The following is a 26,844-nucleotide window of genomic DNA, read 5'->3' as shown; positions in this document are numbered from 1 at the left end:
TGCGGCAGCTTCCAGCACTGTAGCCAAAACACAACAAGAGAACGCCGCCATGCGTGAATTCTTCTATACCACTGCAGCCAACAATCCAGCCCGGGATTATCACCATTTCATCGCAACGCCAGTGGCTGGTTCACTGGGCGCCGATGTGACGGGTATCGACCTCAACCAGCTGTCAGAAGAAGGCCAGGCAGAACTGCGCCAGGCATTGATGGATCACCAGGTTCTGTTTATCCGGGACCAGCAGCTGAGTCTCGACCAGTTCGAGGCGGTGACCCAGCGCTTTGGCGAATTCGGCAAGGAACCTTACGTCAAGACCATGGCTGATCACCCGAATCTCGTCCACGTAGTCAAGGAAGCAAGCGAAGGTTCGCCGGTCATCTTCGGCGGCGCCTGGCATACCGACTGGACCTTCCAGGAACGCCCGCCGGCCTTCACCTTGCTCTATGGCCATGATGTGCCGGCCAGTGGTGGCGACACCCTGTATGCCAATATGTATCTGGCCTACGAGTGGCTGTCTCCGGCGATGAAAAAGATGCTGCACAACCTGCGTGGCGTTCATAGCCCGGAGGCCGCCTATGGCCCCAACAGCCGACACAATGCGGGTCTGGAAAGCATGAACATACGCTATGGCGAGTCGGTGGACGATGAGGTGCGCTCCCATCCCCTGGTAACCAAACACCCCGAAACCGGCCGCAGCGTCCTGTTCGCCAATCCAGCCTACACCCTCGGTATCGAGGGCATGAAACCCGAGGAGTCTCGTCCGATCCTCGATTACCTGTTCTCGGTGGCCTCGGCGGCGACCTTCACCTGTCGTATGCGCTGGGCACCAGGCACCCTGGCGATCTGGGACAACCGCTGCACCTGGCACTTGCCATTGTCGGACTATCATGGGGCACGCCGGGAAATGTTCCGTAGCACCGTCGTCGGCGAGGCGCCGGAACAGGCGGATCAGCCATGAGCGAGGACTTCCAGCCAAACGCTCTCGCTGATGAGCTCTACCTGGCCCGACGGCAACGCCAGCCCGGAGTAGGGTTGGCCGAGCGCTATCCATTGGCGACGCTGGAACAGGCGCAACAGGTAAGTGAATGCCTGATAACCCGCTATCTGGCCGATGGACAGACCATTGCCGGCAGCAAGCTCGGGTTGACCGATACGCGCATGCAAGCGGCGCTGGGGTTGGATAGTCCGTTGATTGCGACGCTGCTTAGCGGTTGGCAGGTCAATGGCGGCTCGCTGGACATCAGTCAGTTCCTGTTGCCCAAGCTTGAGATGGAAGTGGCATTCCTGTTTTCCGCTGCCATCGATGATCCGGAAATAACTGATGTGGCCCTGCAGCAAGCGATCTCCGGCGTAACGGTTGCGCTGGAAATCTGTGATTCGGCCTATCAAGGCGGCCCTCGTTCATTGTTCGAGGCGGTCGCTGACAACCTGTCATCGGGCGGCTTCATGTTGGGAGAACAGTACCACCCAGCTGATCCCCTAGCGCTGACAGAACTGAGCGCCACCCTGACCAATCACGGCAAGCCAATAGCCGAGGGCAATGCCAGCCAATGCATGGGTAGCCCCTGGAACGCCTGTCGCTGGCTGGTGCAAGAGCGGGCGCGTGACGGCAACCCGGTACAGGCCGGAGAAATCCTCCTGTCCGGCTCACTGGGGCCAATGGTACCGATTCAGGCCGGCGACCGGTTGGAGCTGGAAATGGGTTACCTGGGCAGGCTTGGTTGCGCCGTAGTCTGAGCCCGGGAAAGCGTACCTGGCCCTTTTTCTGCTACCGCTCGCGCGTAAGCGGTAACACTCGAACGGGGTGAAAGGTATCACTTGGCCCATTCGGGACTGGCTTCGGTATTGCTGATTTTTAGTAACTTATTGATTTTAAACGTAATGTTAAAGGTGGCACGCTATCTGCTTTGTATTTGATCACAATAAAAATAATAACGCTAAGCGCAAAACTCAATAACAAAAACAAGATTCAGCTCCACACATAACAAGAACAAAACGTGCGAGTGCAGCAAACTGATTTTTTTGGAGAATGGGGGAACAACTTCCTGCGCATCCAAAGCAATCCGCTTGCTTTAAGCAACCCGGGATGGGTTCCAGGGCGGCAATGCCACCGGCTTAAAAGAACAAGAAAAGCTCAAGAACAACAAGAACACCATTAAGGGGAGCGAAAGCTCCCCTTTGAGCTTTATGGCTGCATACTCATCAAGCAGGTGCAGGTATTTCGGATGGTATCGATGGCACTCGTTTGCCAGCCTGGCGAGCGCTAGCCAAACCTTCTGGATGGAACTCCCCTTTATCAGACCTGAAGATCAATCCCGGGAAAGGTGGTTGGTCGAGTAGAGGCTACGCATCGTCCCGTGCTATTTGCCAGCTGGGGAATGTAGCTGATCCCTTTTCCTGCAATCACCCTAAAGCTTTCTCCGTCCCGCCCGATAACCCCTACATCGGCGACAGCTGCTTCCCAGCCTGTCAAGGCACCGCGAAAAGTTTTTTGAAAAATGATTAAAGCTCTTCGCCAGCACGCCGATACAGAAACTGAATGCGAACACTATGGTTGCCTGAGGTGATGGGCACATGAGTCGCAAGCTCAGGCAAACATTATTTCGGTCTAATTGGAGAATTACCCATGGCCCTGACAGTAAACAGCAACATTGCTTCCCTGAACGCTCAGCGCAACCTGAGTGGTTCTACCAATGCCCTGTCCACCTCGCTGGAGCGTCTGTCTTCCGGTTCGCAGATCAACAGTGCGAAAGACGACGCAGCCGGCCTGCAGATTTCCAACCGTCTGACCAGTCAGATCAACGGTCTGAATGTTGCTGTCAAGAACGCCAACGACGGTATGTCCATGGCACAGACCGCTGAAGGTGCCCTGCAAGAATCCACCAACATCATGCAGCGCATGCGTGACCTGGCTCTGCAGGCTTCCAATGGTTCCAACTCTGCGGAAGAGCGCAAGGCTTTGAACCAGGAGTTCAGCAACCTGTCTGGTGAGCTGACCCGTATTGCTGAAACCACTACCTTTGGTGGTAAGAGCCTGCTGAACGGTACTTTGTCCGGTGAGAGCTTCCAGGTTGGTTCCAATGCTGGTGAAACGCTGTCTTTCAGTATTGGTGATATGAGTGCCAAAGGCCTGAGTGGCCAATCGACTCTGGCCAGTGCCGCGGGCAGCGCAGTGGAAACAGGTGTAACTGATGCTGATGGGGTCGTTACCACTCTTGGTTTTGAAGACAATAAGTTGAATGACGCGACCAGCGTCAAGCTGAATGGCACTCTCGTCAATTTTGAAAAAGGTGATACTGTTGACAAGATTGTTGACAAGATCAATAACGCAAGTACCGGTGTAACGGCCAGCAAGAGTGATACTGGTGCTATTGATCTGAGTTCGCTAAGCGATTTCACAGTTGACGGTGCTGGCGTTGATGCACTTGGGTTGACAGCTGCCACAGATACGCCTACTTGGGGAGCTACCGGTGGTACGTACGGAACTGTTGGTACTGATGAAACTCTTGTCATTAATAGTCATAACGTCGTAATTGCAGCTAACACGACCCTTAGTGACGCTGTTGATCTTATCAACGCCGAAGCAGATATTACCGGTGTAAGAGCTTCTGAAGAGTCGGGCGCTATCGTTTTGAGTTCTGCTGAAACGTTCACAGTGACAGGCGGCACAGCTGCCACTGGGTTGGATAATGTGACTGCAGCAGAAGTGGCGGCTACTGGCCCTGTCGTGGCGAGCTCTAGAACTCACACCCTGGATAGTCTGGATGTCCTCAATGTCGAAAACGCTCAAGTAGCCATCCAGGCCCTGGACGACGCGATTGCCTCGGTAGACAGCACCCGTGCTGACCTCGGTGCCGTGCAGAACCGCTTCGAGTCGACTATCAGCAACCTGCAGAACATTTCTGAAAACGCTTCCAACGCACGTGGTCGCATCATGGACACCGACTACGCAGCCGAGTCTGCCAACCTGGCCAAGAACCAGATCATGCAGCAGGCTGGTACTGCGATGCTGGCTCAGGCCAACCAACTGCCGCAAGCAGTCCTCAGCCTGCTGGGCTAAGGTAAGTTAGCGGTATGACTGGCGGGGGAAGGGGCGACTCTTCTCCCGCTTTGTCCTGTGTGGAGGAAAAACCATGGATATGGGATCGCTCAACAACAGGGCTGGGGTAGGGGCTGTCGCGCCTGCTGCCAGAACGAACGAGATAACAGCCGCGACTGTCGCCCAACCGGTGACCGAGGTGCGGAAGAATGACAGCATGACCGAACCGGATCGTGAGCAGGTGCTGACGGCGGTGGCGGATATGCAGGATTATGTACAGGCGGCCGGACGCAATATCCAGTTTCAGGTGGATGATGACAGCGGCCGCATGGTGGTGAAAGTGACCGAGGCGAGCACGGGGAATGTTATCCGCCAGATGCCCTCGGAGGAAGCGTTGCGGCTGGCGGAGAACTTGTCAGAGATTCGCAGTGTATTGTTCAGTGGCGAGGTCTGATAGCGGCGAAGCTGTCGGAGCGGGCTTGGCCGCGAATGGTCGGGCCAGAAGGGCTTCGCGGCCAAGGCCGCTCCCACAAGATCCTGGTATGCGTCCTCGCCGGCCTGGCCTGTAGAGGCTGGCATGATTTCTGCTTAGGTAGTGTGAGGTTTCATTTTCAGCGGCGAACCGTCAATAAACGGTCGTAGAGGGTAGGATTATGGCAATTACCGGTATCGGCTCAGGTATGGATGTTAACGGCATGGTCAAGGCACTGCTCAATGCAGAGGCTGCGCCAAAGACCGCCCAACTTGATCGACTGGAAAAATCTACCACCTCCAAGGTCTCGGCACTGGGGCAATTTCGCAGTGCCTTGTCGACCTTCCAGGATGCCCTCGGCAAGCTGAATGATGCCTCTCTGTTCGAGAAGCGCAGTGCCACTTCCAGCGCAGCTGGCATTGTCAGTATCACCGCCGACTCCAGGGCGGTTGCCGGCAATTACAACGTGCAGGTGTTCAACCTGGCGCAGACCAGCAAGGTCGCGCTGGCCGGGTTCGACAACGCCAGCGATGCGCTGGGTACCGGTACCCTGACTATCAATGTCGGCGACGAATCACTGGATATCGACGTGGGCGAGGGTAACAACAGCCTGACCGGTATCCGCGATGCGATCAACGCGGCCGGCAAGGAGATGGGGCTGAGCGCGACCATCGTCAATGACCCGAGCGGTGAGGGCGGTGCCCGATTGGTGCTGAGTTCAACGGCATCGGGTACCGACAATGACATCAGCGTGGCGGTGTCGGACGCAACAGGTGAGTTGGGCGCGCTGGCATTTGCGCCGCCGTCTGGCACTGACGCAGACTTTCAGCCAACTCCTGTGGATGCTGACAACCCCCGCGCGGCCCGAGTAATCAGCTATTCCCGTGATGCGAATTTCGCCATTGACGGTATCAACCTGAGCAGTGCCAGCAATACTGTTGAAGATGCCATCGAGGGTGTGACACTGACTCTCAAGGCGGCGCAGTCGCAGGAAGCGCTGGATAATGCCGAAACCGTCAATCTCGGCGTGGCAGTGGACCAGGCCGGCGTCAAGAAATCCATTACCGAGTTTGTCGACGCTTATAACAAGATGCTCGACAGCGTCAATGCGCTGACCAATGTGACGCCAATCGCCGATGGAGATTCTGAACCCCTCACAGCCGCTCTGGTGGGTGATTCATCGGTACGCTCCTTCATGAACGCCATGCGCAGCGAGTTGGGATCACCGGCCAGCGGCGAGGGCATACGCATCCTGGCAGATCTGGGCATCAGCACCGAGCGCGACGGCAAGCTGAAGCTGGACAATGACAAGCTGGACAAGGCACTGGATAACAATCTGGAGCAGGTCAGCAGCTTCTTTACTGGTGAGCAGGGCTTGATGGGACGGTTGGAAGAGAGGGTCAAGCCCTTCACCGAAAGCGGCGGCATTCTGGATAACCGCACCAAGGCTCTGCAGAACACTCTCACCGGTCCCGGCGGTGTTGATGATCAGCGGGAAACGCTGGCCATGCGGCTGAGCAAGATGGAAACGCGCCTGTTCGCCCAATTCAACGCCATGGATGCGCTGATTTCACAAATGAACAGCACCAGCTCCTTCCTGACCGCCCAACTCGACAGCCTGCCCGGCGTCGTCAACCAGAACAAGAAGTAAACCATGAAAAGCCCTATCGATACCTACAAGCAGGTCAATCTGGCGCAGGAAGTATCCCAGTACCGCGCGGTGCAATTGTTGCTGGCTGGTGCAATCGAGCGCCTGAAGCTCGCTCGTCACGCCCAGGCGACCGGCAACCCGGAGCGGCGCGGTACAGCGGTGAGCAGCACCATCAGCATTATCGGCGCGTTACAGGCTTCGCTGGACAAGGATCTGGGCGGCGAGATTGCCGAGAACCTGGATGGCCTCTACGACTACATGACCCGCAAACTGGCAGGCGTGGCGTTGGACGATACGCCGCGTTCGCTGGATGAAGTGCAGCAGCTGCTGGAAGAACTCAAGGAAGGATGGGATGCGATTGAGCCCAAGTGATTTCCGGCGTAGCGCAGGCGCGCTACACCCCGGGAGAGTACGGAGCTGCTGAAATGAACCCTGGCTTTGGCTGGGGTTTGTTGTTTTTGGGAGTGGAGGTTCAGTGAGTTGGTGTTCTCCCTGGGAGTCCCTCACAGGGGGGAGGCTCTCGGCAGGGCCTGGGGGTGTAGCGCGTCTGCGCTACGCCTGTGATTTTGAGCGGCTGAGGGCTGTCGGCGAGCAGGGGCTCGCCGACCCGAGGGATGAGCCACTCATCAAGTGGCTCAGTGGAGGGTGAAGACTTCTTCGAGGGTGTGGGCTTCGAGGATGTTGTCGGCCCAGCGCTCAAGCTCGGCAGCCGTTGCCCTCTGCAGGCGAGCTTCGGTGGGAGCGTCCAGTGGGCCGAAGCGGCGAGTCAGTTGACGATACAGTAGGCTGCGTTCGCCTTGCTCTATGCCTTGAGCAATTCCCTGTTCCTTCCCCTCACTCAACCAACGCTCTCGCAATCCACTCATCTTGTTTGTCTCCTGCGGGTAACGCTCTTGATATTCACGCATGTCATTATCATCCAGGGCGGTGTAGATGTCGATGAAGTCCAGATACTTGACCTGTTTGTCCAGGTCTGGCTCCATTTCTTGCAAGCCGCGTACGGCGCTGGCGTAGATGTCGATCTTCTGTTCCGGTTGCCAATGCATGTTGGGCAGGTTGAGGCGGGCGACCAGGTTGGGGCTGTGCAGCCAGTCGTTGGCCTCCAGCCTGGACAGTTCGCAGCTGAGGTAGTGGAAGGACAGGTAGGTGTGGCGGTCGCCACCCAGCTCAAGATATCTTGGAATATGCTTGCTGGTTCGCAGGAAGATCACCACCGGCACGATCCGGTCGGTTTTCATCAACTCGGTCAGGTCGAGGCAATAGTGGGCCAGTCTGCGAATGGAAAAGCGTGTAGGGTCGGTTTCTTCTTCGATGGCGAATAGCAGTGTCTCCCGGCGTCCGTCCGGCCATTCAACCAGTAGCGGTACGTCGAGTTCGCGAAAATGGTCGCCGAGGCGCTCCTTGAGTTGTTCCTGACGGACCGCGGTAATCCGTACCTGTTGATCCAGACCAACTGCTTCCTGCGCGGCGAAGAACTCCAGTGCCTGCTGGGGATAGTCCAGGATCAGATTCTTGAAATTCTGATCGTGGCTGTGGGCCATAGCGCTTCCTTGATGGGCGGTATGTGAGTGCAGGATTGCAGGAGTGACGGGATATGGACAGGATCAATGCGGCAGGGTGTGATGGGGTTGGCAGGTTGATTCTGTCGGCGAGCGGGGGCTCGCCAACCCGGGGGACCGGGCTTCCGGTTTGCATATCCTTGATTGCAGCGGGTGTGTAAGAAGGCGTGAGCTGCATTCCGGGCAATGTGCTGGCCTGAGATGGCGCTGACCGGGATGGAACCCGGCCGTCCATGGCGTCGGTGTTGCCGGAGGGGTTAGATCCGGCAGTTATTCCCCATATTGGCTTCGATGATGATTCTGTCGTCTTCGTCGGTCAGGCCGTCGTGGTTGAAGTCGTACCAGCTGGAGTAGCCGCCGCCTTGTGCCGGGTCGCTCCAGTAGGTCCATTGGTCCAGGTCGGTCTGGTTCACCTGCAGGTCGCCGTTGCCATCGCCGGGACAGTCGATTCCGCTGGCTAGGAGTGTGGTCAGTTCGTCGCGCAGCGCGGTGAAATTGGCCTGTTGTTCGTTGGTCAACTGATCGGGCGGGGTGTTTGCCAGCAGGTCTTGGTCTTGACGGTCGAGCTTGAGCTGGGCTGGGTTGGTGCTTTCGTTTACCTCGTAGAATTCCTCGGTGCTCATCAAGGTGTCGGTGGCGCAGTCCAGGCGGCTGATGCGCACCAGTTTGAAATCCTCATTACGCAGGGCGCTCTGGTGTTGGGGGAACAGCACGGTGGCGGGTTGGCCCTGGCTTTCCAGATAGGCATTGACCGCGCAGCAGGAGCTGAAACCGTTCGGGTCGATGTCGCTGCCGGGGCCGTACCAGACGCCGCTCTGGTCTTCGCAGACGCCCTGCTGCGGGAAGATCTGCACGCAGGTGTTGGCGGCGGGGATGACGCAGGGGGCCGGGGTGGTGGCGCTGATGTTGGTGCCCTGCTCGGTAAAGTTGCTGGTACGAATGGCGCTCTGCTCCGGTTCGGTCAGGTAAGACATGACCGGCTGGGCGTCGAGTTGCAATGCGTTGGGCAGGCTGCTGGCGTCGATGCCGGCGATTTCATGGAACAGGCTGTACAGGTCTGTGCTGTTGATCATGTGTGGCACGTCGCGGTCGCTCTGGTTGACCATGGGGCCGGCGACGATCAGCGGTACCCAGACCCCGGTCTGGTACAGCGAACCCTTGGCCCGCAGGGGATCGAAGGGCAGTTTGACGGTGGGCATGTAGGTGCCGTTGTCGCTGGTGATCACTACCACGGTGTTGCTGTCGGGGTTGTAGGTCAGGCTGCCGTCATCCTGTTGCAGCGCGATACCGGTGGTGACCAACAGGCGACCGATTTCATGGTCGACGGCCTCCAGCATGTGTTGGGCCACCGCCCGTTGCTGGGCGAAGTCGGCCAGGTCGATCGGCTCCACCGGCAGGATGCCAAGGTCCGTCAGGGACTCAGCCACCGGGGTGCCGCAGCCGATCAGGCTGAGAGTGGCATCGGGGTTGGGCAGCAGACTGGCTGGCGGCGGCTGCAGTGGGGCGTGCAGGGTGGAATAGCCGAGGCTGAGCATCCAGGGGGCATTGGGTTGTTGCTCGCTGGTCTGCTCGATCCAATCGATGGCCATGTCGGTTTCCAGGGTGGTGCGGTAGCCGCGGGCACCTGGCTGGTCGACGGTCAGGTGCTGGTTGCTGCCATCGGCGTGGTTGATCTTCCAGTCACCGGTGTAATGGCCGTTCTGCACATTGAAGTTCAGCTCGGCGTGCCGCGCTGGATTGTAGGCGCTGCTGCGTGGGTCGAGGATGCCGCCCAGTTCCAGGCAAGTACGGCCGGGTGTGGGGTAGCTGTCCGGATCGGTCATCAACAGATGGCTGCCGCCGGTATGCCCGTCGGGCAGGTAGCAGACACCGTAATCGGCGCCGATGGCGGCGTCGGCGGTGGTATTGGGTACGAAACCGCACTGGTAGGTGCCTTCGGGGCCGACCCCGCCGGCGGTGGTGTCGATCGGGTAGGGCGCGCCATCCAGGTAACCGGCAAAGTAATCCCAGCCCAGTTCGCGCATGGCGTCATCACCCAGCGGGTGGTTGTCCGGGTTCAGGTCGGAGCCGGTCAGGTGCATCTTGCCGATCAGCGCGCTGACGTAGCCGGCCTGCTCGCGAAGCAGTCTGGGGGTGGTCAGGGTGTAGGGTGATACTTGGGAGTTGGCCAGGTCATTGGAGACGATGGCGTTACGTACGCCGCTGCGGAACGGATAGCGGCCGTCGAAGAAGGTGGAACGGGTCGGCGAGCAGGTGGGCATCGACCAGGTATTGCGAAAGCGCACGCCGGCCTGGGCTATGGCGTCGATACTGGCGGTCTGCGCCGGTTGCGCGCCGCCGTAACCGAAGCTGGCGAACTGGTCCACACCGGCGTCATCGATGACGATGAAGAGAATGTTAGGCGGGGTATTCGGAACTGGGGTGGTATCGGAACTGGAGCTTGAACCGAATTTGCAGCCGGTGAAGGCCAGCAGGCACAAGCCGGCCAGAAGAGTGTGGCGCGTACTCATTGTCGATTCCCTGTTATCAGTACCGCGATCGCTGTTCCACCCCAGTGCCTGCAGATGGCCATAGGTGAAAAATAGTAGCGGTTTGCCATCGGGTCAAATGCGCGCTGGGAGAAATTTTCTTCTCAAGTTTCCCGCTCGCTGCCGATAGCTGAAGTATGTGAAACACATCTTCAGGAATCCTGTCCCATGAATGCCTATGCCATGAAGCAATACCAGACCGTCAACGTCCACGCTCAGGTGACCGAGGCTGATCCGCATCGGCTGATCCAGATGCTGCTGGAAGGCGGGCTGCAGCGGATTGCGCAGGCGAAGGGGGCGATGGAGTATGGCAATATCGGATTGAAGGGTGAGCTGATCGGCAAGGCGATGGGTATTATTGGTGGTTTGCGTGATGCAGTCGACACCGAGAAAGGTGGCGAAATAGCAGCAAATCTGGATAATCTCTATGCCTTCATGCAACAGCGGCTGAGCCAGGCGAACCTGAAGAACGATCCGGCCATGCTGGAGGACGTCGCCAAACTGTTGCGTGAGATCAAAGAGGGTTGGGATGGCATTCGCCAGTCCTGAGCCACCCGGGAGATTAGTCATGGCCGTTGCCGTTGAACAATTGCAGGAAACCCACAAGGCGCTGATCACTGCAGTGCAGGCGGGAGATTGGCAGCAAGTGGGCGAGCTTGATCGGCTGTGCCGCGAGCAGGTGCAGCAGGCCATGGCCCAGCCGGACCGGGATGAAGTGGCGTTGGCCGAATTGCTGAGTTCGCTGTCCGAGACCTATCGCGAGGTGATTGGTCTATGCCAGGCGGTGCAGGGCAAGCTGGCCGAGGAGCTGCAGGGCGTGCAGCGCAGCCGGCAAGGCGCCAAGGTTTATCAGATGTTCAGCTGAGTTTCGCTCTCCCACTTAATAGTTGGTCGGTAGGCTGGATCCTCGGCTTGCGCCGAGGATGATGATAGGGGTGATGATTGTCATAGATCATCTATCCGATCAGTAGCACCATAAAAGTGCGCCAAGTATTTGACTCGTACCTTCAATCCCTCTACCTTTACTTCTGTACCCGCAGTTATGGCTCTATGCCATTGCTTTGTGCGTGTAACTGGAAAAAGGACCTCCTGCCTCTCATGCAGCTCAATAGCCATATCCTGCTGATCGATGATTGTCCGCGTAGCCGCCATGATCTCAATCTGATTCTCGGATTTCTCGGGGAAGATACACTGTCCGCCAATTCGGCTGCGTGGCAGGAAGAAGTTGCCACGCAACTGTCCTCTGCTGCGGCGGTCAAATGCGTGATCGTGGGCCAGTGCGAGCATCCGGTGGGGACGGATGCGCTGATCAGCCAGCTCGATAAGTGGGATGCCCACTTGCCGGTGGTGATGCTGGGCCGCGAACGTATAACCAACTGGCCGGAACAGCTGCGCCAGCGCCTGTTGAGTGTGTTGGAGCCGCCACTCAGCTATAACCAGTTATTGGATACCCTGCATCGGGCACAGGTCTATCGTGAGGTCTTCGACGACGGGCAACGCAAGCGCCAGCGCGAGCCGAACCTGTTTCGCAGTCTGGTAGGCACCAGTCGGCCGATTCAGGCCGTGCGGCAGATGATGAAGCAGGTGGCCGATACCGAGGCCACGGTGCTGATTCTCGGCGATTCGGGCACCGGCAAGGAAGTGGTGGCGCGCAATCTGCATTACCATTCCCAGCGCAAAGATGCCCCGTTCGTACCGGTCAACTGCGGGGCGATTCCCGCGGAGCTGCTGGAAAGCGAGTTGTTCGGCCATGAAAAGGGCGCCTTCACCGGGGCGATTACCAGCCGCGCTGGGCGTTTTGAACTGGCTGCTGGCGGTACTCTGTTCCTGGATGAAATCGGCGACATGCCAATGAGCATGCAGGTCAAACTGCTGCGGGTATTACAGGAACGCACCTTCGAGCGGGTGGGCAGCAACAAGCCGCAGAAGGCGGATGTGCGGGTGATTGCCGCCACGCACAAGAATCTGGAACAGATGATCATCGACGGCACCTTCCGCGAGGATCTGTACTACCGTCTACACGTTTTCCCCATCGAGATGCCGCCCCTGCGCGAGCGTATCGAGGATCTGCCGTTGCTGCTCAATGAGCTGATCACCCGGCTGGAAAAGGAACGGCGAGGCTCCATTCGTTTCAGCAGCGCGGCCATCATGTCCCTGTGTCAGCATCCCTGGCCGGGCAACGTGCGGGAGTTGGCCAACCTGGTCGAGCGTATGGCAATCATGCACCCCCATGGGGTGATCGGAGTCGGCGAGTTGCCGCGTAAGTTCCGTTATGTTGACGACGACCATGACGACCTGCGTCAACTGCACAAGGAGGGGGAAGAAAACGTCTGGCAACCCGGCGCACCATCGCTGGACAATCCGGCGGGCTTGCCTCCTGAGGGGCTCGATCTGAAGGACCATCTGGCTGGTCTGGAGCAGTCGCTGATTCAACAGGCGTTGGACGAAGCCAATTATGTCGTTGCGCGCGCTGCGGAGCGGTTGCGTATTCGCCGCACCACTTTGGTGGAGAAAATGCGTAAGTACGGTATGCAGCGTGATGGCGATGGCGGCGGCGACAAGGAAGCGTCAGAAGCCTGACGGTATAATCAGTTGTATATAGCCCAACCTATTGATTTATAGCTAATTATTTTTAATGGCACAGCCCTTGCTTGAGTCCCCCGAGTAGTGTTTTTATCAGGGGATTGTGATGGTTGCCACTGCTCCAAATCTGCCGCAGGACACGCAGGAAAAGGAAAATCTGGAACAGGCTTACGGCCTGTTCAGCCAGATGTCCGATCAGTTGCGCGAGTCGCATGGGCTGCTCGAACAGCAGGTTGAGCAGTTGCAGGCGCAACTGCTCGAGGTCAATGCCCAGCGCACCCGCGAGTTGGCCGAGAAAGCCTGCCTGGCCGGCCGTCTGCAGAACCTCCTGGACCTATTGCCCGGTGGCGTCATCGTACTGGACGGCCGTGGTGTGGTGCGTGAAGCCAACCCGGTGGCCCGCGACTTGCTCGGCGAGCCCCTCGAAGGTCAGCTCTGGCGCGAACTGATCCGCGACCGCTTTGCCCCCCGTGATGATGACTACCATGAAGTATCTCTGCGTAGCGGTCGTCGCGTGTCACTGGCAACGCGCTCCCTGCACGGTGAGCCGGGGCAGATTATCCTGCTGACCGATCTCACCGAAACCCGTCGTCTGCAATCCCAACTGGCGCGCAACGAGCGGCTGTCCGCTTTGGGGCGGATGGTCGCCTCGCTGGCGCATCAGATCCGCACACCCCTGTCCACCGCGCTGCTATATGCCAGCCATCTGCACCAGCCGGAGCTCTCGGTCACGCACCGCCAACGCTTCAGCCAGCGGCTCAAAGATCGCCTGCAAACCATCGAGCAGCAAGTGCGGGATATGCTGTTGTTTGCCAAGGGTGATCTGCCGCTGACCGATCTGGTGAGCGCGAACGACCTCTTTGCCAGCCTGCAGCAACAGGCCGAGACGCTGATCGAGGAATCCGCAGCGAATTGCCGCTGGGAGGACCATTGCCCGGCGGGCGTGCAGCTGCAATGTAACCGGGAAACCTTGATCGGTGCGGCGCTCAATCTGATTGACAACGCCATACAGGCCGGCGCACCTGCCGCGCGGCTGAAGGTCTGCCAACGCCTGCAGGAAGGGCGGTTGAGTCTGAGTGTAGTGGACGCCGGGCGTGGGATGACGGCGGCGGAACTGGCGAAAATCGGTGAGCCTTTCTATACCACGCGGTCCCAGGGCACCGGGTTGGGAGTATCGGTGGTGAAATCAGTAGCCCACGCCCATGGCGGGGCTTTCCTGCTGCGGAGTCGAGCCGGCCAGGGCACCTGGGCGGAGCTGGTCGTGCCGGTGCAATCATTCGGAGGCCAGCCAGCATGACCGGACCACGCATTCTGTTGGTGGAAGATGACCGGGCACTGCGCGAAGCACTTGCCGATACCCTGCTCTTGGGCGGTTACGATTATCTGGAGGCTGCCGATGGCGAGCAGGCGCTGGCATTGCTACAGCGGCACACGGTGGCGATGGTCATCAGCGATGTGAACATGCCGGGCATGGACGGCCACGCTCTACTGCAGGTATTGCGCGAGCGGCATCCGCAATTGCCGGTGCTGCTGATGACCGCCTATGGCACGGTGCAGAATGCAGTGGAAGCCATGCGCATGGGTGCGGTGGATTACCTGGTCAAACCCTTCGAGCCCTCGGCGCTCCTGGGCTTGATAGCGCAGCATGCCCAGGGGCGGCTGCAAGTTGGCGCGGATGATGGACCCGTGGCGGCCGATCCGGCCAGCCAGCAATTGCTGCAGCTGGCACAGCGGGTAGCTGCCAGTGACTCAACGGTGTTGATTTCCGGCGAGTCGGGGACCGGCAAAGAGGTGTTGGCGCGCTATATTCACCAGCAGTCGCCCCGTGCCAGTCAGCCGTATATCGCCATCAACTGCGCGGCGATTCCGGAGAACATGCTTGAAGCAACGCTGTTCGGTCATGAGAAGGGTGCCTTTACCGGCGCCGTGGCGGCAGCGCCGGGCAAGTTCGAGCAGGCCAATGGCGGCACCCTGTTGCTGGACGAGATTTCCGAGATGCCGTTGGCATTGCAGGCCAAGCTGTTGCGTGTGCTGCAGGAACGGGAGGTCGAGCGGGTTGGTGGACGCAAGCTGATCCAGCTGGATATCCGCATTATTGCCACCACCAACCGCGACATGCCGGCTGAGGTGGCTGCCGGGCGGTTCCGTGAGGATCTGTACTACCGGCTCGGCGTCTTCCCGTTGCAGTGGCAACCATTGCGTGGCCGGCCAGCGGATATTCTGCCGATCGCCGAGCGTTTGCTGGCCAAGCATATCGGCAAAATGAATCAGAGCCCGGTCCGCTTTGCGCCGGATGCTTGTCAGGCACTGCAACAGCATGCCTGGCCGGGGAATGTGCGGGAGCTGGATAATGCCGTGCAACGCGCGCTGATCTTGCAGCAGGGTGGAATGATTCGGGCGCAGGACCTGTGTCTGGCCACTGCGCCCGGTAGCGCGATCATGCCAGCCGATATGGCAATGCCTCTGGTTGCGCCGCTGCCGGCGCCCAGTCAGCTGTACGCCGTGCCGACCAGCCCGGTAGCCGGTGCCGGGTTGGGACATGACGTGAAGCAGCGCGAGTTTCAGCTGATCATCGACACTCTGCGCGCAGAACGCGGTCGGCGTAAAGAGACGGCGGAGCGGCTGGGTATCAGCCCACGGACGCTGCGATATAAGTTGGCGCAAATGCGGGATGCGGGGCTGGATGTGGAAGGGAAGGTGTTTGTCGGATAGCGGCTTGTCGCGGCAGGTTTAATTTGGCACCAATCTTGCTCTATAACTTCCAAAGCTGATTTTGCCGTCAAAATATCCACGGCCTGGAGGAATCATGACGCAGGGTGTCGAATTCAATCGTCTGATGTTGCAGATGCGTTCCATGCAGATGGAGGCGATGAGCCGTCCGCAGCCGGCGGTGGCACCGGTGGCGCAGGATGTGAACGCGCCGGCGTTCGATGATCTGTTGCAGCAGGCAGTCAACCGCGTCAATGAATTGCAGAAGACCACCAGCGAGTTGCAGACCGGGTACGAGCGTGGGGTGCCGGGGATCGATCTGGCGGAAGTGATGGTGGCCTCGCAGAAGTCCAGCGTTGCTTTCCAGGCCATGACCCAGGTGCGCAACAAGCTGATTACCGCGTATGAAGACATCATGAAGATGCCTATCTGATTCAGCCCGCTGTTTCGTTATCGAGGATTTGATTGATGGATGCTGCGAGCACTCCGAACACCCCCGCTACCCGACCTGACCCGGCCGCTGCCAGCTCGCGCAAGCCGTTCATGGGGCTGAGCTTTCTGGATAACCTGGCGCAGTTGCCAATGCTGCGCCAGTTCGGCTTGCTGGTGGGGCTGGCGGCCAGTGTTGCCATCGGTTTCGCCGTTGTGCTCTGGTCGCAGCAACCGGAGTACCGTCCGCTGTACAGCAGCATGGACAATCTTGATGCCACCCAGGTGATCGAGGTGTTGCAGCAGAGCCGGATTCGCTACAAGGTCGAGCCCAGCAGCGGTGCGCTGTTGGTGCGGGCTGAAGACCTGGCCGACGCGCGGCTGCGGCTGGCCAGCGCCGGGGTCAATCAGGGCGATGGCAATCTGGGCTTCGAGATTCTCGACCGCGAGAAGGGGCTGGGCACCAGCCAGTTCATGGAAGCGACCCAGTACCGTCGCGGCCTGGAAGGTGAAATGGCGCGGACTATTTCCAGCCTGTACAACGTCAAGGCGGCGCGGGTGCATATCGCCATGCCGCGTTCCACGGTATTTGTGCGTGATGATCGCAAGCCGAGCGCCTCGGTGCTGCTGGAGATGTATGCTGGTCGCAAGCTGGAGCCGGCACAGGTGATGGCCATCGTCAATCTGGTGGCGACCAGCGTGCCCGAACTGAGCAAGGATCAGGTTACGGTAGTCGACCAGCAGGGCAATCTGTTGTCGGACCAGAACGAGTTGAACGAACTGACCATTGCCGGCCGCCAGTTCGACCATACCCGTCGCCTTGAGGAAACCTTCACCCGACGGGTGCACAATATCCTGCAGCCGGTGCTGGGCACCGGCAACTATAAAGCCGAGGTCTCCGCCGATGTGGACTTCAGCACCATGGAATCCACCTCCGAAAATTTCAATCCCGAGTCCTCGCTGCGCAGTGAGCAGGTCGTCAACGAGCAGCGCGCTGCCGGACAATCGCCGCAGGGTATCCCGGGCGCCTTGAGCAACCAGCCCCCCGGTACCACCCAGGTACCGGAGCAGGTGATCGATCCGGAAACCGGCGAGCCGGTGGTACTGGCCCCACCGCGCGACTCCCGCGAGCAGGCCACCCGTAATTACGAGCTGGACCGGCAGATCAGCTATACCCGCCAGCAACAGGGCCGGTTGAATCGCCTATCCGTCGCGGTGGTGGTGGACAACCGTCAGCAGGTCAACGCCGAGACCGGCGAGGTAACCAGCGTGCCGCTGAGCGAAGCCGAACTGACCAGCCTGACGCAACTGGTGCGCGACGCCGTGGGGTATGATCAGGCCCGTGGCGATAGTGTCAGTGTGATCAACAGCGCTTTCGTCCCCGCTGGCGACGTGAGCGAGCTTCCGGAAGTGCCGTTCTGGACCCAGCCCTGGTTCTGGAATATCGCCAAGCAGGCACTGGGTATTCTGTTCGTGCTGGTGTTGGTATTCGGCGTGCTGCGCCCGGTGCTGAAGAGTCTCAGTGGCGGCAATCGTGACGCGGTCGGTGAAAGCGGTGGCTATCCAGCCTTGAATGATGACGGATTGTTGGCAGACGACCTGCGCGACGATACCGTCAGCCTTTCCGCGCCGGCCAGCGGGCCGGTGCTGCTGCCGCCGCCGGGCGCCGGCTACGAGCAGCAACTCAACGCCATCAAGGGCCTGCTGGCGGAAGACCCGGGACGGGTAGCACAGGTCGTGAAAGAGTGGATCAATGCAGATGAGTGAAGAAGCCAAACGCACGCAAAAACTCAGCAAGCTCGACAAGGCAGCAATCTTCCTGCTGAGCCTGGGCGAGTCTGACGCCGCCGCCGTGTTGCGCCACATGGGCCCCAAGGAAGTACAGCGGGTCGGCAGCGCCATGGCGTCGCTGCGCACCGTGCAGCGCGATCATGTGCAGCAGGTGATGGCCGACTTCATTGAGGTGGCTGGCGATCAGACCGGGCTCGGTGTTGGCGCGGATGGCTACATCCGTACCATGCTTACCCAGGCCCTGGGCGAGGACAAGGCCAACAGCCTGGTCGATCGTATTCTCATGGGCGGCAGCACCTCCGGCCTGGATAGTCTCAAGTGGATGGAGCCGCGTGCGGTAGCGGATGTCATCCGCTACGAGCACCCGCAGATCCAGGCGATTGTGGTGGCTTACCTGGACCCGGACATGGCGGCTGAGGTGATCGGCTATTTTGACCACAAGGTGCGGCTGGATGTATTGCTGCGCGTGGCTGCCTTGAACACCGTGCAGCCCTCCGCGCTCAAGGAACTCAACGAAATTCTCGAAAGGCAGTTCGCTGGCAACTCCAACACCACCCGCGCCAATATGGGTGGGGTCAAGCGCACCGCAGATATCATGAACTATCTTGAAAGCGGCACCGAAGCGCAGCTGATAGAATCCATCCGGCAGATGGACGAGGACCTGTCGAACAAGATCGAGGATCTGATGTTCGTGTTCGACAACCTGGCCGATGTGGATGATCGGGGTATCCAGACGCTGCTGCGCGAGGTGTCCACCGATGTGTTGGTCATCGCGCTCAAAGGCGCGGATGAGGCCATCAAGGACAAGATCTTCCGTAATATGTCCAAGCGCGCCTCGGAGCTGTTGCAGGATGACCTCGAAGCCAAGGGGCCGGTGCGCATCAGCGAAGTGGAAGCGGCGCAGAAGGAAATTCTCGCCATTGCGCGGCGCATGGCCGATGCCGGCGAAATCGTGCTCGGCGGCAAGGGCTCCGAGGAAATGATCTGACGAGGTCCTGTACTGCGGTGCAGAGGTGAATGAATGACCGAGAAAAAGGATAGCGAGCTGATCCGCGCGGATCAGCTGCAGGATTTCAATCTCTGGGACATGCCCAGCTTCGATGAGGCGCCGCATCATGTCCCGCGGGAAACCGCCGCGCCGGATGTACCGCCAGCAGCCGAGTCGGACTCCCTGGTGGAAGATGAGTTTGAGGCGGAGCCCGAGGTCAAACCCTTCACGGTCGAGGAGTTGGAGCAAATCCGCACCGAGGCGTACAACGAAGGTTTTGCCACGGGCGAGCGCGATGGCTTTCATTCCGGCCAACTCAAGGCCCAGCAGGAGGCGAAAACCCGGCTGGAGGCGCGGCTCGGCGAGCTGGAAGGGCTCATGGCTCAACTGCTGGAACCCATGCAGCAGCAGGACGACCAGATCGAGGACATGCTGCTCGAGCTGGTGGAAGGAATGGTGCGCCAGGTGCTCCAACGCGAACTGCAGACCGATTCCAGCCAGATTGCCCAGGTGCTGCGCGGCGCGCTCAAGGCCTTGCCGATGGGCGCTGACAATATCCGCATCTATCTCAACCCTGCCGATTTCGAGGCAGTCAAACACATCCGTGAGCGCCATGAGGAAAGCTGGCGCTTGCTGGAAGATGATCAACTGTGGCCCGGCGGCTGCCGGGTCGAAACCGAGCACAGCCAGGTGGACGCGACCCGTGAAACCCGCCTGCAGCAGATCATCGAGCAACTCTACGAGCAACAACGCGAGCAACGCGCCCATCCACCGGAGCCCGACCTGATGATCTCCGCGGTGAGTGCGGAGGCTGATGATGACCAGCCCTGAGCGCATCAGCTTCGCCCGTCGCCTGTCGCGCTATGCTGCGGCGACTGAGCTGCCTGTGGCGCCGATAGTCGAGGGCCGGTTGATTCGCATGGTCGGCCTGACGCTGGAAGCCGAAGGGTTGCAAGCGCCGGTTGGCAGTCGCTGCGTCGTCATCAGCGACAGTCCGCAAGGTGAAACCCGGGTCGAGGCCGAGGTCATGGGCTTTGCCGGCAGCAAGATTTATCTGATGCCGGTGGATCGCATGCAGGGGCTGCAGCCCGGAGCACGGGTAGTACCCGCAGCCGGTGGCGGCAAGCTGCCGATGGGCAACGAAATGCTGGGCCGGGTACTCGACGGCATCGGCCGACCACTGGATGGCAAGGGCCCCTTCAAATGCGAAGACTGGGTCGACCTGGCGGGCCCGGTGATCAACCCACTCAAGCGCCATCCCATCGAGGCGCCGCTGGATGTGGGCATTCGGGCGATCAACAGCGTGCTCACCGTAGGCCGCGGCCAGCGTCTGGGCCTGTTTGCCGGCAGCGGCGTGGGCAAGAGCATGCTGCTGGGCATGATGACCCGCTTTACCGAGGCGGATATCACCATCGTCGGCCTGGTTGGCGAGCGGGGCCGGGAGGTGAAGGAGTTCATCGAACAGATTCTCGGCGAAGAGGGCATGGCCCGCTCGGTAGTGGTCGCCTCTCCAGCGGATGATGCACCCCTGATGCGCCTGCGGGCAGCCATGTATTGCACGCGGGTGGCGGAGTACTTCCGTGACAAGGGCAAGAATGTGCTGCTGCTGATGGACTCCTTGACCCGCTTTGCCCAGGCCCAGCGCGAAATCGCCCTGGCCATCGGCGAGCCGCCGGCAACCAAGGGATATCCACCATCGGTGTTCGCCAAATTGCCGGCGCTGGTCGAGCGGGCGGGCAACGCGGAGGAGGGTGGCGGCTCGATTACTGCTTTTTATACGGTACTGTCCGAGGGCGATGATCAGCAGGATCCGATCGCCGACGCCTCCCGAGCCATTCTGGATGGTCATGTGGTGCTGTCGCGGCGGCTGGCCGAAGAGGGCCATTATCCGGCAATCGATATCGAGGCCTCGATCAGCCGGGCCATGCCGCAGATCGTACCGCCGGAACATCTGCAACAGGCGCAACTGCTCAAGCAGCTGTACGCACGCTATCAACAGAATCGCGACCTGATCAGCGTCGGCGCCTATGCTGCCGGTTCCGATCCGATGACCGACAAGGCCATCGCCAAGATTCCCGGAATCCAGGGGTTCCTTCGCCAGGGGCTGCGCGAAAGCTTCGATCTGGCCGCCAGCCGTGCGGCCATGGAGCAATTGATCAATGAGTGACAGCCGCGTACGGCGCATGACGCCGGTACTGGATCTGGCACTGGATGAGGAGAAGAAGGCCGCCGGCATGCTCGGCGAATGCCGGAAGCAACTTGATGAGGCCACGGCCCGACTGCGTGATCTGGAGCACTACAGTGGCGAATACGCCAAGGGCTGGGCGCAGCGCGGCGGGGAAGGGGTCGGCCGGGAGTGGCTGCTCAATTATCAGCGCTTCATGGCGCAGATGCAGACCGCCATCGAACAGCAGCGCCAGACCCTGGGCTGGCATCAGCAGAGCCTGGAGCGCGCCCGCGCCACCTGGCAGGAGCGTTATCAGCGGGTCGAAGCCCTGCGCAAATTGATTGAAAAATACCGCGATGAAGCCCGCGCCCGGGCCGACAAGCAGGAACAGAAGCTGCTGGATGAACTGACCCAGCGTGCCTTTGTTTACAGGCAGTTCGATTAAGTTCCGAGAAAAACTGTGATCTGGTTCGCAATTACATAAAAGGGTAATTTTCCCTGGGTAGTCTTTGTCTGGTTGCTTGGGCATACTCCTGCCCGCAGTGCGTTGCGCACTGACCGCTTGATCAGTTTTATCTTCTTGACCGGACATAATCATGCCTGAACGCCTTTCCGATCTCGATCCGGATGTGCAGACCATGCTCCGTGACCTGATGCAGGATGACTACGGGCCGCTGTTGCGGACCTTCCTGCAGGACACCGACCGGCGCCTGTGCCAGCTGCACGATAGTCTCGCTCGCAAGAATTGGGAGGCCTTTCGCCAGGCAGCTCACAGTTTCAAGGGTAGTTGCGGCAATATGGGCGCCTTGGCGCTGAGCAAGGCCTGCCAGCAGGCTGAAGAAGCCGCGCACAATGCCGACGCCGCTGCCGCCGCCTATATCTGCGATCTTATTGATCACCTCTGTCTGCGCATCCGTCCCCAACTGACCCGCCATAGCTGAGCGCGGCAGGTTGTGGCCCGGAACTTGCTCTATCCCTGTATTGAATCTGTCTTTGCGATTGCATGGAGAAAGCCTGATGTCCGCCAGCCTACCCCTGATGGCCCTGTTGAATGCCGATGCGCGGCCGAGCGTCCGGAACGACAGCGCCCATGCTGCGCCATCTGCGGAGGATGCCGAGGCATTTGCTGGCCTGCTCGCTGAACATTTACCGGCTGAGCTGCAGGCGGCAATCAAGCAGATGAGCCCCGAGCAACTGGCGACGCTGGAGCAGGCCGCGCTTGCCGCTGACGGCAAGAGTTTGCCGTTGCAGGTCCAGAATTGGCTGGAGCAGTTGCCGCTGGATGGTGATGTTGCAGAACAGGCCGGTGACGATGCGCTGACGGTGATTGGCCAGTGGATGCAATGGCTGCAGGAAACAACCCGACCCGGTGCCGGCCCCGTTCCGGCAGGTTCCATAAGTAGTGCCTCGGGGGCATTGCCGTCCTCGTCGGGGCAACCGATGGGCGCACAACCGGCAATGTTGACCGATGGCGATGACGCGGCACGGCTGACTACCGAAGGTGGGCAGGCTGATCGTGAACTATTGTCTCGAGAGGGGGCAGACAAGCAACTGCTCAATGGCGAACTGAATCGGCCGTCGCGACAGGTAGCCCAGGCGCAGAATGCTCAACCGGATTTCCCCGCAGCGCTGCAGCGCGCTGCTGCTACGCAAAACGATAGTCAGCCATTGTCTGCCGCCATGCTCGGCAAGCTCGCTGAGCAACTGGAGCGCGGCAGCCCCGGCCGCAGCGGTGGCGAAACCGACGCGATTGATGGCTTGGCGCGACCGGGCACCTACGGCACGAACGCTGCCGCTCTGACCGCACGACCGGTAGTGGCGACCACCCAGAGCATGGGCGTACCCTTCGGTCAGCCGAGCTGGGGCGAGGCGATGGTTGAAAAGGTGATGTGGATGTCCAGCCAGAACCTGCGCAGCGTCGAAATCCAACTGGACCCGGCTGAACTCGGCCCGCTGGAGATCCATATCCAGCACCGCGGCCAGGAACTGCAGGTGCAGTTCGTCAGCCAGAACCCCAGCGTGCGCGAAGCGTTGGAAGCTCAGATGCACCGGCTCCGTGACATGTTCGGCCAGCAGGGGCTGGACCAGGCTGAGGTCACCGTGGCCGATCGCTCGGCAGGTGAGCAGCCAGGGCAGCGTGATGGGCAGCCGGCGGAGCGTACGGGCGGTCGCGGGCCAGGCGATGAGACGCTGCTGGCCGGTAATAACAACGACACCAGTGAACAGCCCGAATTGCGTACCCAATGGACGCCGACGCAGCGGCTGGTCGACTATTACGCCTGATACTCCGTCGCTTGACCGGAGCTATTCTTTCCCGAGACGCCTTGCTTCCCCCGGGAGCGTGGAGCACCAGCTCGATGAGCGCAGCCAGCCGGAAACATCGGTCGTGCCGGCTGGCTTTGGTACGAGCTGGTGCTCGAACCTCCCAGGCGTTTTGCACTATGGGGGCGATTGGATTCCATCGGCCAATGGTGTATCAGGCACATCTGCTGGTCGACTTCCATCTCGACACAAAACAGGACGGGGACTTCGTAGGCCCCAGCGAAGGTCGATTTTTCCCTTAGGCGCGCCACGCTGGCACCGACGAGCCCCATCTGCCGTGCTGAACATGAGACATTTCCCGCCCATGCCTTTATCCTAAGCGGGCATTACGGCCCGCGCGCCGCCATCACGCCATTTTTGGCATGAACAATGCACAACTTCAGATAATGCGGGCATTTGCCCTATCAGGCGACGGAATTTTGGCATGGCGAAGAATCAGGCAGCAGCGGCAGAAACAGCTCCTCCTTCCAACAAGAGCAAGCAATTGATCTTGATCTGTATCGGTCTGGTGGCGCTATTGTTGTCCGCGGGTGGGTTGGCCTATGCGTTGCTGGCCAACAAGAGCGACTCGGCTGCTGCGGTGAGTCAGGAGCCCGTCAAGCTGCCGGCGTTGTACCAGCCGCTGGAGCCAGCCTTTACCGTCAATTATGCCCACGGCGGCCGGCAGCGTTACATGCAGGCCAGTGTCGTATTGATGGGACGTGATCCGGAGGCGATGGCAGCGTTGGCTGAACATCTGCCGCTGATCCGTAACCGGCTGGTCATGCTGTTCAGCAGTGCGGAGTTCGAAACCCTGATGACAGCAGAAGGCAAGGAGGCGCTGCGTGAAAAAGCGACCCTCGCAGTGCAGGACCTGATGGAACAGGAGCTCGGTAAGCCGGTCATAGAGTCGGTACTGTTCACCAATCTGGTTCTGCAATAGGGATAATAATATGGCGGTCCAAGACCTGCTTTCACAAGACGAAATCGATGCGCTGCTGCACGGGGTGGATGAAGGTGTCATCGACAACGATCAGAGCAACGAGCCGGGCGGCATCAAGAGCTATGACCTGACCAGCCAGGATCGTATCGTGCGTGGGCGCATGCCGACGCTGGAAATGATCAACGAACGCTTTGCCCGCTACACCCGCATCAGCATGTTCAATTTACTGCGCCGCTCGGCCGATGTGTCCGTGGGCGGGGTGCAGGTGATGAAGTTCGGCGAGTACGTGCACACCCTGTACGTGCCCACCAGTCTCAATCTGGTGAAGATGAAGCCGCTGCGCGGCACCGCGCTGTTCATCCTGGATGCGCGGCTGGTATTCAAGCTGGTCGACAATTTCTTTGGTGGCGATGGCCGTCACGCCAAGATCGAGGGCCGTGAGTTCACACCGACCGAGCTGCGGGTGGTACGCATGGTGCTGGAGCAGTCCTTCGTCGATCTGCGCGAAGCCTGGCAGGCAGTCAAGGACGTGCAGTTCGAGTACGTCAACTCCGAGGTCAACCCGGCGCTGGCCAATATTGTCAGCCCGAGCGAAGTGGTGGTGGTGTCTACCTTCCACATCGAGCTCGATGGCGGTGGTGGCGAAATGCATGTAACCATGCCCTATTCGATGATCGAGCCACTGCGCGAGGTACTGGACTCGGGCGTGCAATCGGATGTGGATGAGCACGACGAGCGCTGGGAGCGCGCGCTGCGTGAGGAAATCACCGCCGCCAAGGTGCCTTTGAGTGCCACCGTGGTGCGCCGCGAACTGAAACTGCGGGACCTGCTGAGCATGCAGGCCGGCGATGTGATTCCGGTGGAAATGCCCGAACATATGGTGATGTGCGCCAACGGCGTGCCGACCTTCAAGGCACGGCTCGGCTCGGTAAATGGCAATCTGGCATTGCAGATTCTGGGGCCGGTCACGCGTCCGCGTTGATCGACTCGCAAACGCAGTACTCTGTACAGAGATAAATGAGGATCAGGCAAGATGGCTGAGGACAAACAGGATGACATCAGTCCGGAGGAGCAGGCTCTGGCTGATGAGTGGGCTGCCGCGCTGGATGAAGCCGGTAACGCCAGTCAGGACGACATTGACTCGATGCTGGCGGGCAACGACCTTTCCAGGGCGATGCCCATGGAGGAGTTTTCCGCACCCGAGCGTCAGCCCAGCGGCGACCTGTTCGGTGGCACCGAGGGACCCAATCTGGACGTGATCCTGGATATTCCGGTGACCATTTCGATGGAAGTGGGCAATACCGATATCACCATCCGTAATCTGCTGCAGCTCAACCAGGGCTCGGTGGTGGAGCTTGACCGCCTGGCCGGCGAGCCGCTGGACGTCAAGGTCAACGGAACCCTGATTGCCCATGGCGAGGTGGTGGTGGTCAACGAGAAATTCGGCATCCGCCTGACCGACGTCATCAGCCAGTCCGAACGCATCAAGAAGCTCAGCTGACATGCGGTGGTCGCATGTACTGCTGCCAGCCTTGCTGGCAGGATTGTCTACGTCGCTGGCGGCAGCCCCGGCGGGCGGTAATGGTGAAGCCACGAGCGGGCTCGCCAGTCAGCTGACGCAGCTGGGGCTGGGACTGATTGTCGTGGTCGGGCTGATCTTTCTGCTGGGCTATCTGATGCGCCGGGTAGGACCGATGGCGCCCCAGGGCGGCCAGCACATCCGTGTGATCAGCAGTTACCCCCTGGGGCCGCGCGACCGGTTGGCACTGGTTGAGGTGGGGGGCCAGCAGATGCTGCTGGGTATTTCACCGGGGCGCATCAATACTCTGCATGTCTTTCCCGAGCCGGTAGTCGACACTGATGAGGCTGCGACCAGCGGCGACTTTGCCCGCAAGCTGCAGGCGATCCTCAAGCGGGAGCAGAAACCATGATGCGCTGGTGCCTGTTGCTGCTGACATTGCTGACCCCGACGGTATTCGCCCAATCGGCGGGCGACCCGCTGAGTCTGCCGGCGATCACCCTGACCACGGACGCCGAAGGCGAGCAGACCTATTCGGTGAGTCTGCAGATCCTGCTGTTGATGAGCGCACTGACGTTCATCCCGGCCTTTGTCATGATGATGACCAGCTTCACCCGCATCATCATCGTGTTCGCCATCCTGCGCCAGGCGCTGGGTTTGCAGTCCACGCCATCGAGCCAGATTCTCATCGGCCTCGCATTGTTTCTGACGCTGTTTATCATGGCGCCGGTGTTCGAGCGCATCAATGAGAGCGCGTTACAGCCTTACCTGAATGAGCAGTTGGCGCCGCAGCAGGCGTTGGAGCAGGCCAGCGTGCCGCTGCGTGAATTCATGCTGGCACAGACCCGCGAGACGGATCTGGAACTGTTCGTGCGGCTGGCCAAGCGCACCGACCTGACCGGCCCGGATGACGTGCCGTTTCACATTCTGGTACCGGCGTTCGTTACCTCCGAACTGAAGACGGCGTTCCAGATCGGCTTCATGATCTTCATTCCGTTTCTGGTCATCGACCTGGTGGTTGCCAGCGTGCTGATGGCCATGGGTATGATGATGCTGTCGCCGCTGATCATCTCCCTGCCGTTCAAGATCATGCTGTTCGTGCTGGTGGATGGCTGGGCGCTGATCATCGGTACCCTGGCTGCCAGTTTTGCCGTGACCTAGGAGA

The 26,844-nt window shown here is 59.9% G+C and carries 26 protein-coding genes; 24 read left to right on the top strand and 2 right to left on the bottom strand.

Annotation, left to right across the window (positions count from 1 at the left end; translation table 11 throughout):
* Positions 1–49: 49 nt before the first annotated feature.
* The 6 genes from BM267_RS02400 to fliS (BM267_RS02375) all read left to right on the top strand — a co-directional run bounded on the left by BM267_RS02400 (position 50) and on the right by fliS (BM267_RS02375) (position 6,534).
* Positions 50–958, top strand: coding sequence for a TauD/TfdA dioxygenase family protein (locus tag BM267_RS02400; RefSeq protein ID WP_074778074.1), 909 nt, complete (start codon positions 50–52; stop codon positions 956–958).
* Positions 955–1,737, top strand: coding sequence for a 2-keto-4-pentenoate hydratase (locus BM267_RS02395; RefSeq protein WP_074778076.1), 783 nt, complete (start codon positions 955–957; stop codon positions 1,735–1,737). The genes BM267_RS02400 and BM267_RS02395 overlap by 4 nt, the downstream gene beginning before the upstream one ends.
* Before the next feature lie 889 nt (positions 1,738–2,626).
* Positions 2,627–4,060: a flagellin gene (locus BM267_RS02390; protein ID WP_074778078.1), complete on the top strand. Its 1,434-nt coding sequence runs from the start codon at positions 2,627–2,629 to the stop codon at positions 4,058–4,060.
* 73 nt (positions 4,061–4,133) lie between these two features.
* Positions 4,134–4,493: a flagellar protein FlaG gene (locus tag BM267_RS02385; RefSeq protein ID WP_083392384.1), complete on the top strand. Its 360-nt coding sequence runs from the start codon at positions 4,134–4,136 to the stop codon at positions 4,491–4,493.
* Between the two features lie 199 nt (positions 4,494–4,692).
* Positions 4,693–6,162, top strand: coding sequence for a flagellar filament capping protein FliD (gene fliD, locus BM267_RS02380; RefSeq protein ID WP_074778080.1), 1,470 nt, complete (start codon positions 4,693–4,695; stop codon positions 6,160–6,162).
* A 3-nt stretch (positions 6,163–6,165) separates the two neighbouring features.
* The gene (fliS, locus tag BM267_RS02375; RefSeq protein WP_074778082.1) at positions 6,166–6,534 is read left to right on the top strand and encodes a flagellar export chaperone FliS; all 369 of its coding nucleotides are present in this window, start codon (positions 6,166–6,168) and stop codon (positions 6,532–6,534) included.
* A 263-nt stretch (positions 6,535–6,797) separates the two neighbouring features.
* Here the strand turns inward: fliS (BM267_RS02375) and BM267_RS02370 are convergent, their stop codons facing one another.
* Together BM267_RS02370 and BM267_RS02365 are read right to left on the bottom strand one after the other, a co-directional pair.
* Positions 6,798–7,703, bottom strand: coding sequence for a DUF4351 domain-containing protein (locus BM267_RS02370; RefSeq protein ID WP_074778084.1), 906 nt, complete (start codon positions 7,701–7,703; stop codon positions 6,798–6,800).
* Positions 7,704–7,978: 275 nt separating this feature from the next.
* Positions 7,979–10,231 (bottom strand): sulfatase-like hydrolase/transferase, encoded by a 2,253-nt coding sequence (locus BM267_RS02365; protein WP_074778086.1) that lies wholly within the window; start codon positions 10,229–10,231, stop codon positions 7,979–7,981.
* Between the two features lie 186 nt (positions 10,232–10,417).
* Here BM267_RS02365 and fliS (BM267_RS02360) point away from each other — a divergent pair, with 186 nt between their 5' ends.
* From fliS (BM267_RS02360) to fliP, 18 genes are all read left to right on the top strand, one after another.
* Positions 10,418–10,798 (top strand): flagellar export chaperone FliS, encoded by a 381-nt coding sequence (fliS, locus tag BM267_RS02360; RefSeq protein ID WP_074778088.1) that lies wholly within the window; start codon positions 10,418–10,420, stop codon positions 10,796–10,798.
* Between the two features lie 19 nt (positions 10,799–10,817).
* A complete protein-coding gene (locus BM267_RS02355) occupies positions 10,818–11,114 on the top strand; it encodes a flagellar protein FliT (protein ID WP_036988792.1) in 297 nt (98 codons plus the stop codon).
* Positions 11,115–11,347: 233 nt separating this feature from the next.
* On the top strand, positions 11,348–12,829 hold the full coding sequence (locus BM267_RS02350) for a sigma-54 dependent transcriptional regulator (protein ID WP_074778090.1): 1,482 nt from the start codon (positions 11,348–11,350) through the stop codon (positions 12,827–12,829).
* 109 nt (positions 12,830–12,938) lie between these two features.
* Positions 12,939–14,129 (top strand): sensor histidine kinase, encoded by a 1,191-nt coding sequence (locus BM267_RS02345; RefSeq protein WP_074778092.1) that lies wholly within the window; start codon positions 12,939–12,941, stop codon positions 14,127–14,129.
* Positions 14,126–15,544 (top strand): sigma-54-dependent transcriptional regulator, encoded by a 1,419-nt coding sequence (locus BM267_RS02340; protein ID WP_074778094.1) that lies wholly within the window; start codon positions 14,126–14,128, stop codon positions 15,542–15,544. The genes BM267_RS02345 and BM267_RS02340 overlap by 4 nt, the downstream gene beginning before the upstream one ends.
* A gap of 94 nt (positions 15,545–15,638) precedes the next feature.
* The gene (gene fliE, locus BM267_RS02335) at positions 15,639–15,974 is read left to right on the top strand and encodes a flagellar hook-basal body complex protein FliE (RefSeq protein ID WP_074778096.1); all 336 of its coding nucleotides are present in this window, start codon (positions 15,639–15,641) and stop codon (positions 15,972–15,974) included.
* A gap of 35 nt (positions 15,975–16,009) precedes the next feature.
* A complete protein-coding gene (gene fliF, locus BM267_RS02330; protein ID WP_074778098.1) occupies positions 16,010–17,737 on the top strand; it encodes a flagellar basal-body MS-ring/collar protein FliF in 1,728 nt (575 codons plus the stop codon).
* The gene (gene fliG / locus BM267_RS02325; RefSeq protein WP_036990070.1) at positions 17,730–18,749 is read left to right on the top strand and encodes a flagellar motor switch protein FliG; all 1,020 of its coding nucleotides are present in this window, start codon (positions 17,730–17,732) and stop codon (positions 18,747–18,749) included. Before fliF ends, fliG begins: the two co-directional genes overlap by 8 nt.
* A 33-nt stretch (positions 18,750–18,782) precedes the next feature.
* Positions 18,783–19,580: a flagellar assembly protein FliH gene (gene fliH, locus BM267_RS02320; RefSeq protein ID WP_074778100.1), complete on the top strand. Its 798-nt coding sequence runs from the start codon at positions 18,783–18,785 to the stop codon at positions 19,578–19,580.
* Entirely contained in the window at positions 19,567–20,916 is a 1,350-nt protein-coding gene (fliI, locus tag BM267_RS02315) for a flagellar protein export ATPase FliI (protein ID WP_074778102.1), read from the top strand. Before fliH ends, fliI begins: the two co-directional genes overlap by 14 nt.
* Positions 20,909–21,361, top strand: coding sequence for a flagellar export protein FliJ (fliJ, locus tag BM267_RS02310; RefSeq protein WP_074778104.1), 453 nt, complete (start codon positions 20,909–20,911; stop codon positions 21,359–21,361). Before fliI ends, fliJ begins: the two co-directional genes overlap by 8 nt.
* A 151-nt stretch (positions 21,362–21,512) precedes the next feature.
* Positions 21,513–21,857, top strand: a complete 345-nt coding sequence (locus BM267_RS02305; protein ID WP_074778106.1) for an Hpt domain-containing protein — start codon at positions 21,513–21,515, stop codon at positions 21,855–21,857.
* A 76-nt stretch (positions 21,858–21,933) separates the two neighbouring features.
* Positions 21,934–23,199 (top strand): flagellar hook-length control protein FliK, encoded by a 1,266-nt coding sequence (locus BM267_RS02300; RefSeq protein WP_074778108.1) that lies wholly within the window; start codon positions 21,934–21,936, stop codon positions 23,197–23,199.
* A gap of 463 nt (positions 23,200–23,662) precedes the next feature.
* Positions 23,663–24,160 carry a flagellar basal body-associated FliL family protein gene (locus BM267_RS02295; RefSeq protein WP_074778110.1) on the top strand — a complete coding sequence of 166 codons (498 nt, stop codon included), beginning with the start codon at positions 23,663–23,665 and terminating at the stop codon, positions 24,158–24,160.
* A 10-nt stretch (positions 24,161–24,170) separates the two neighbouring features.
* The gene (gene fliM, locus BM267_RS02290; protein WP_074778111.1) at positions 24,171–25,142 is read left to right on the top strand and encodes a flagellar motor switch protein FliM; all 972 of its coding nucleotides are present in this window, start codon (positions 24,171–24,173) and stop codon (positions 25,140–25,142) included.
* Positions 25,143–25,193: 51 nt separating this feature from the next.
* The gene (gene fliN / locus BM267_RS02285) at positions 25,194–25,661 is read left to right on the top strand and encodes a flagellar motor switch protein FliN (protein ID WP_036988807.1); all 468 of its coding nucleotides are present in this window, start codon (positions 25,194–25,196) and stop codon (positions 25,659–25,661) included.
* A 1-nt stretch (position 25,662) separates the two neighbouring features.
* Entirely contained in the window at positions 25,663–26,091 is a 429-nt protein-coding gene (gene fliO, locus BM267_RS02280; protein WP_036988808.1) for a flagellar biosynthetic protein FliO, read from the top strand.
* Positions 26,088–26,840, top strand: coding sequence for a flagellar type III secretion system pore protein FliP (fliP, locus tag BM267_RS02275; protein ID WP_036988809.1), 753 nt, complete (start codon positions 26,088–26,090; stop codon positions 26,838–26,840). The genes fliO and fliP overlap by 4 nt, the downstream gene beginning before the upstream one ends.
* The last annotated feature ends 4 nt before the right edge of the window (positions 26,841–26,844 follow it).

It is taken from the genome of Halopseudomonas bauzanensis (genome assembly GCF_900114735.1).
GTDB lineage: Bacteria > Pseudomonadota > Gammaproteobacteria > Pseudomonadales > Pseudomonadaceae > Halopseudomonas > Halopseudomonas bauzanensis.
This window is presented reverse-complemented; position numbering and strand designations above follow the sequence as displayed.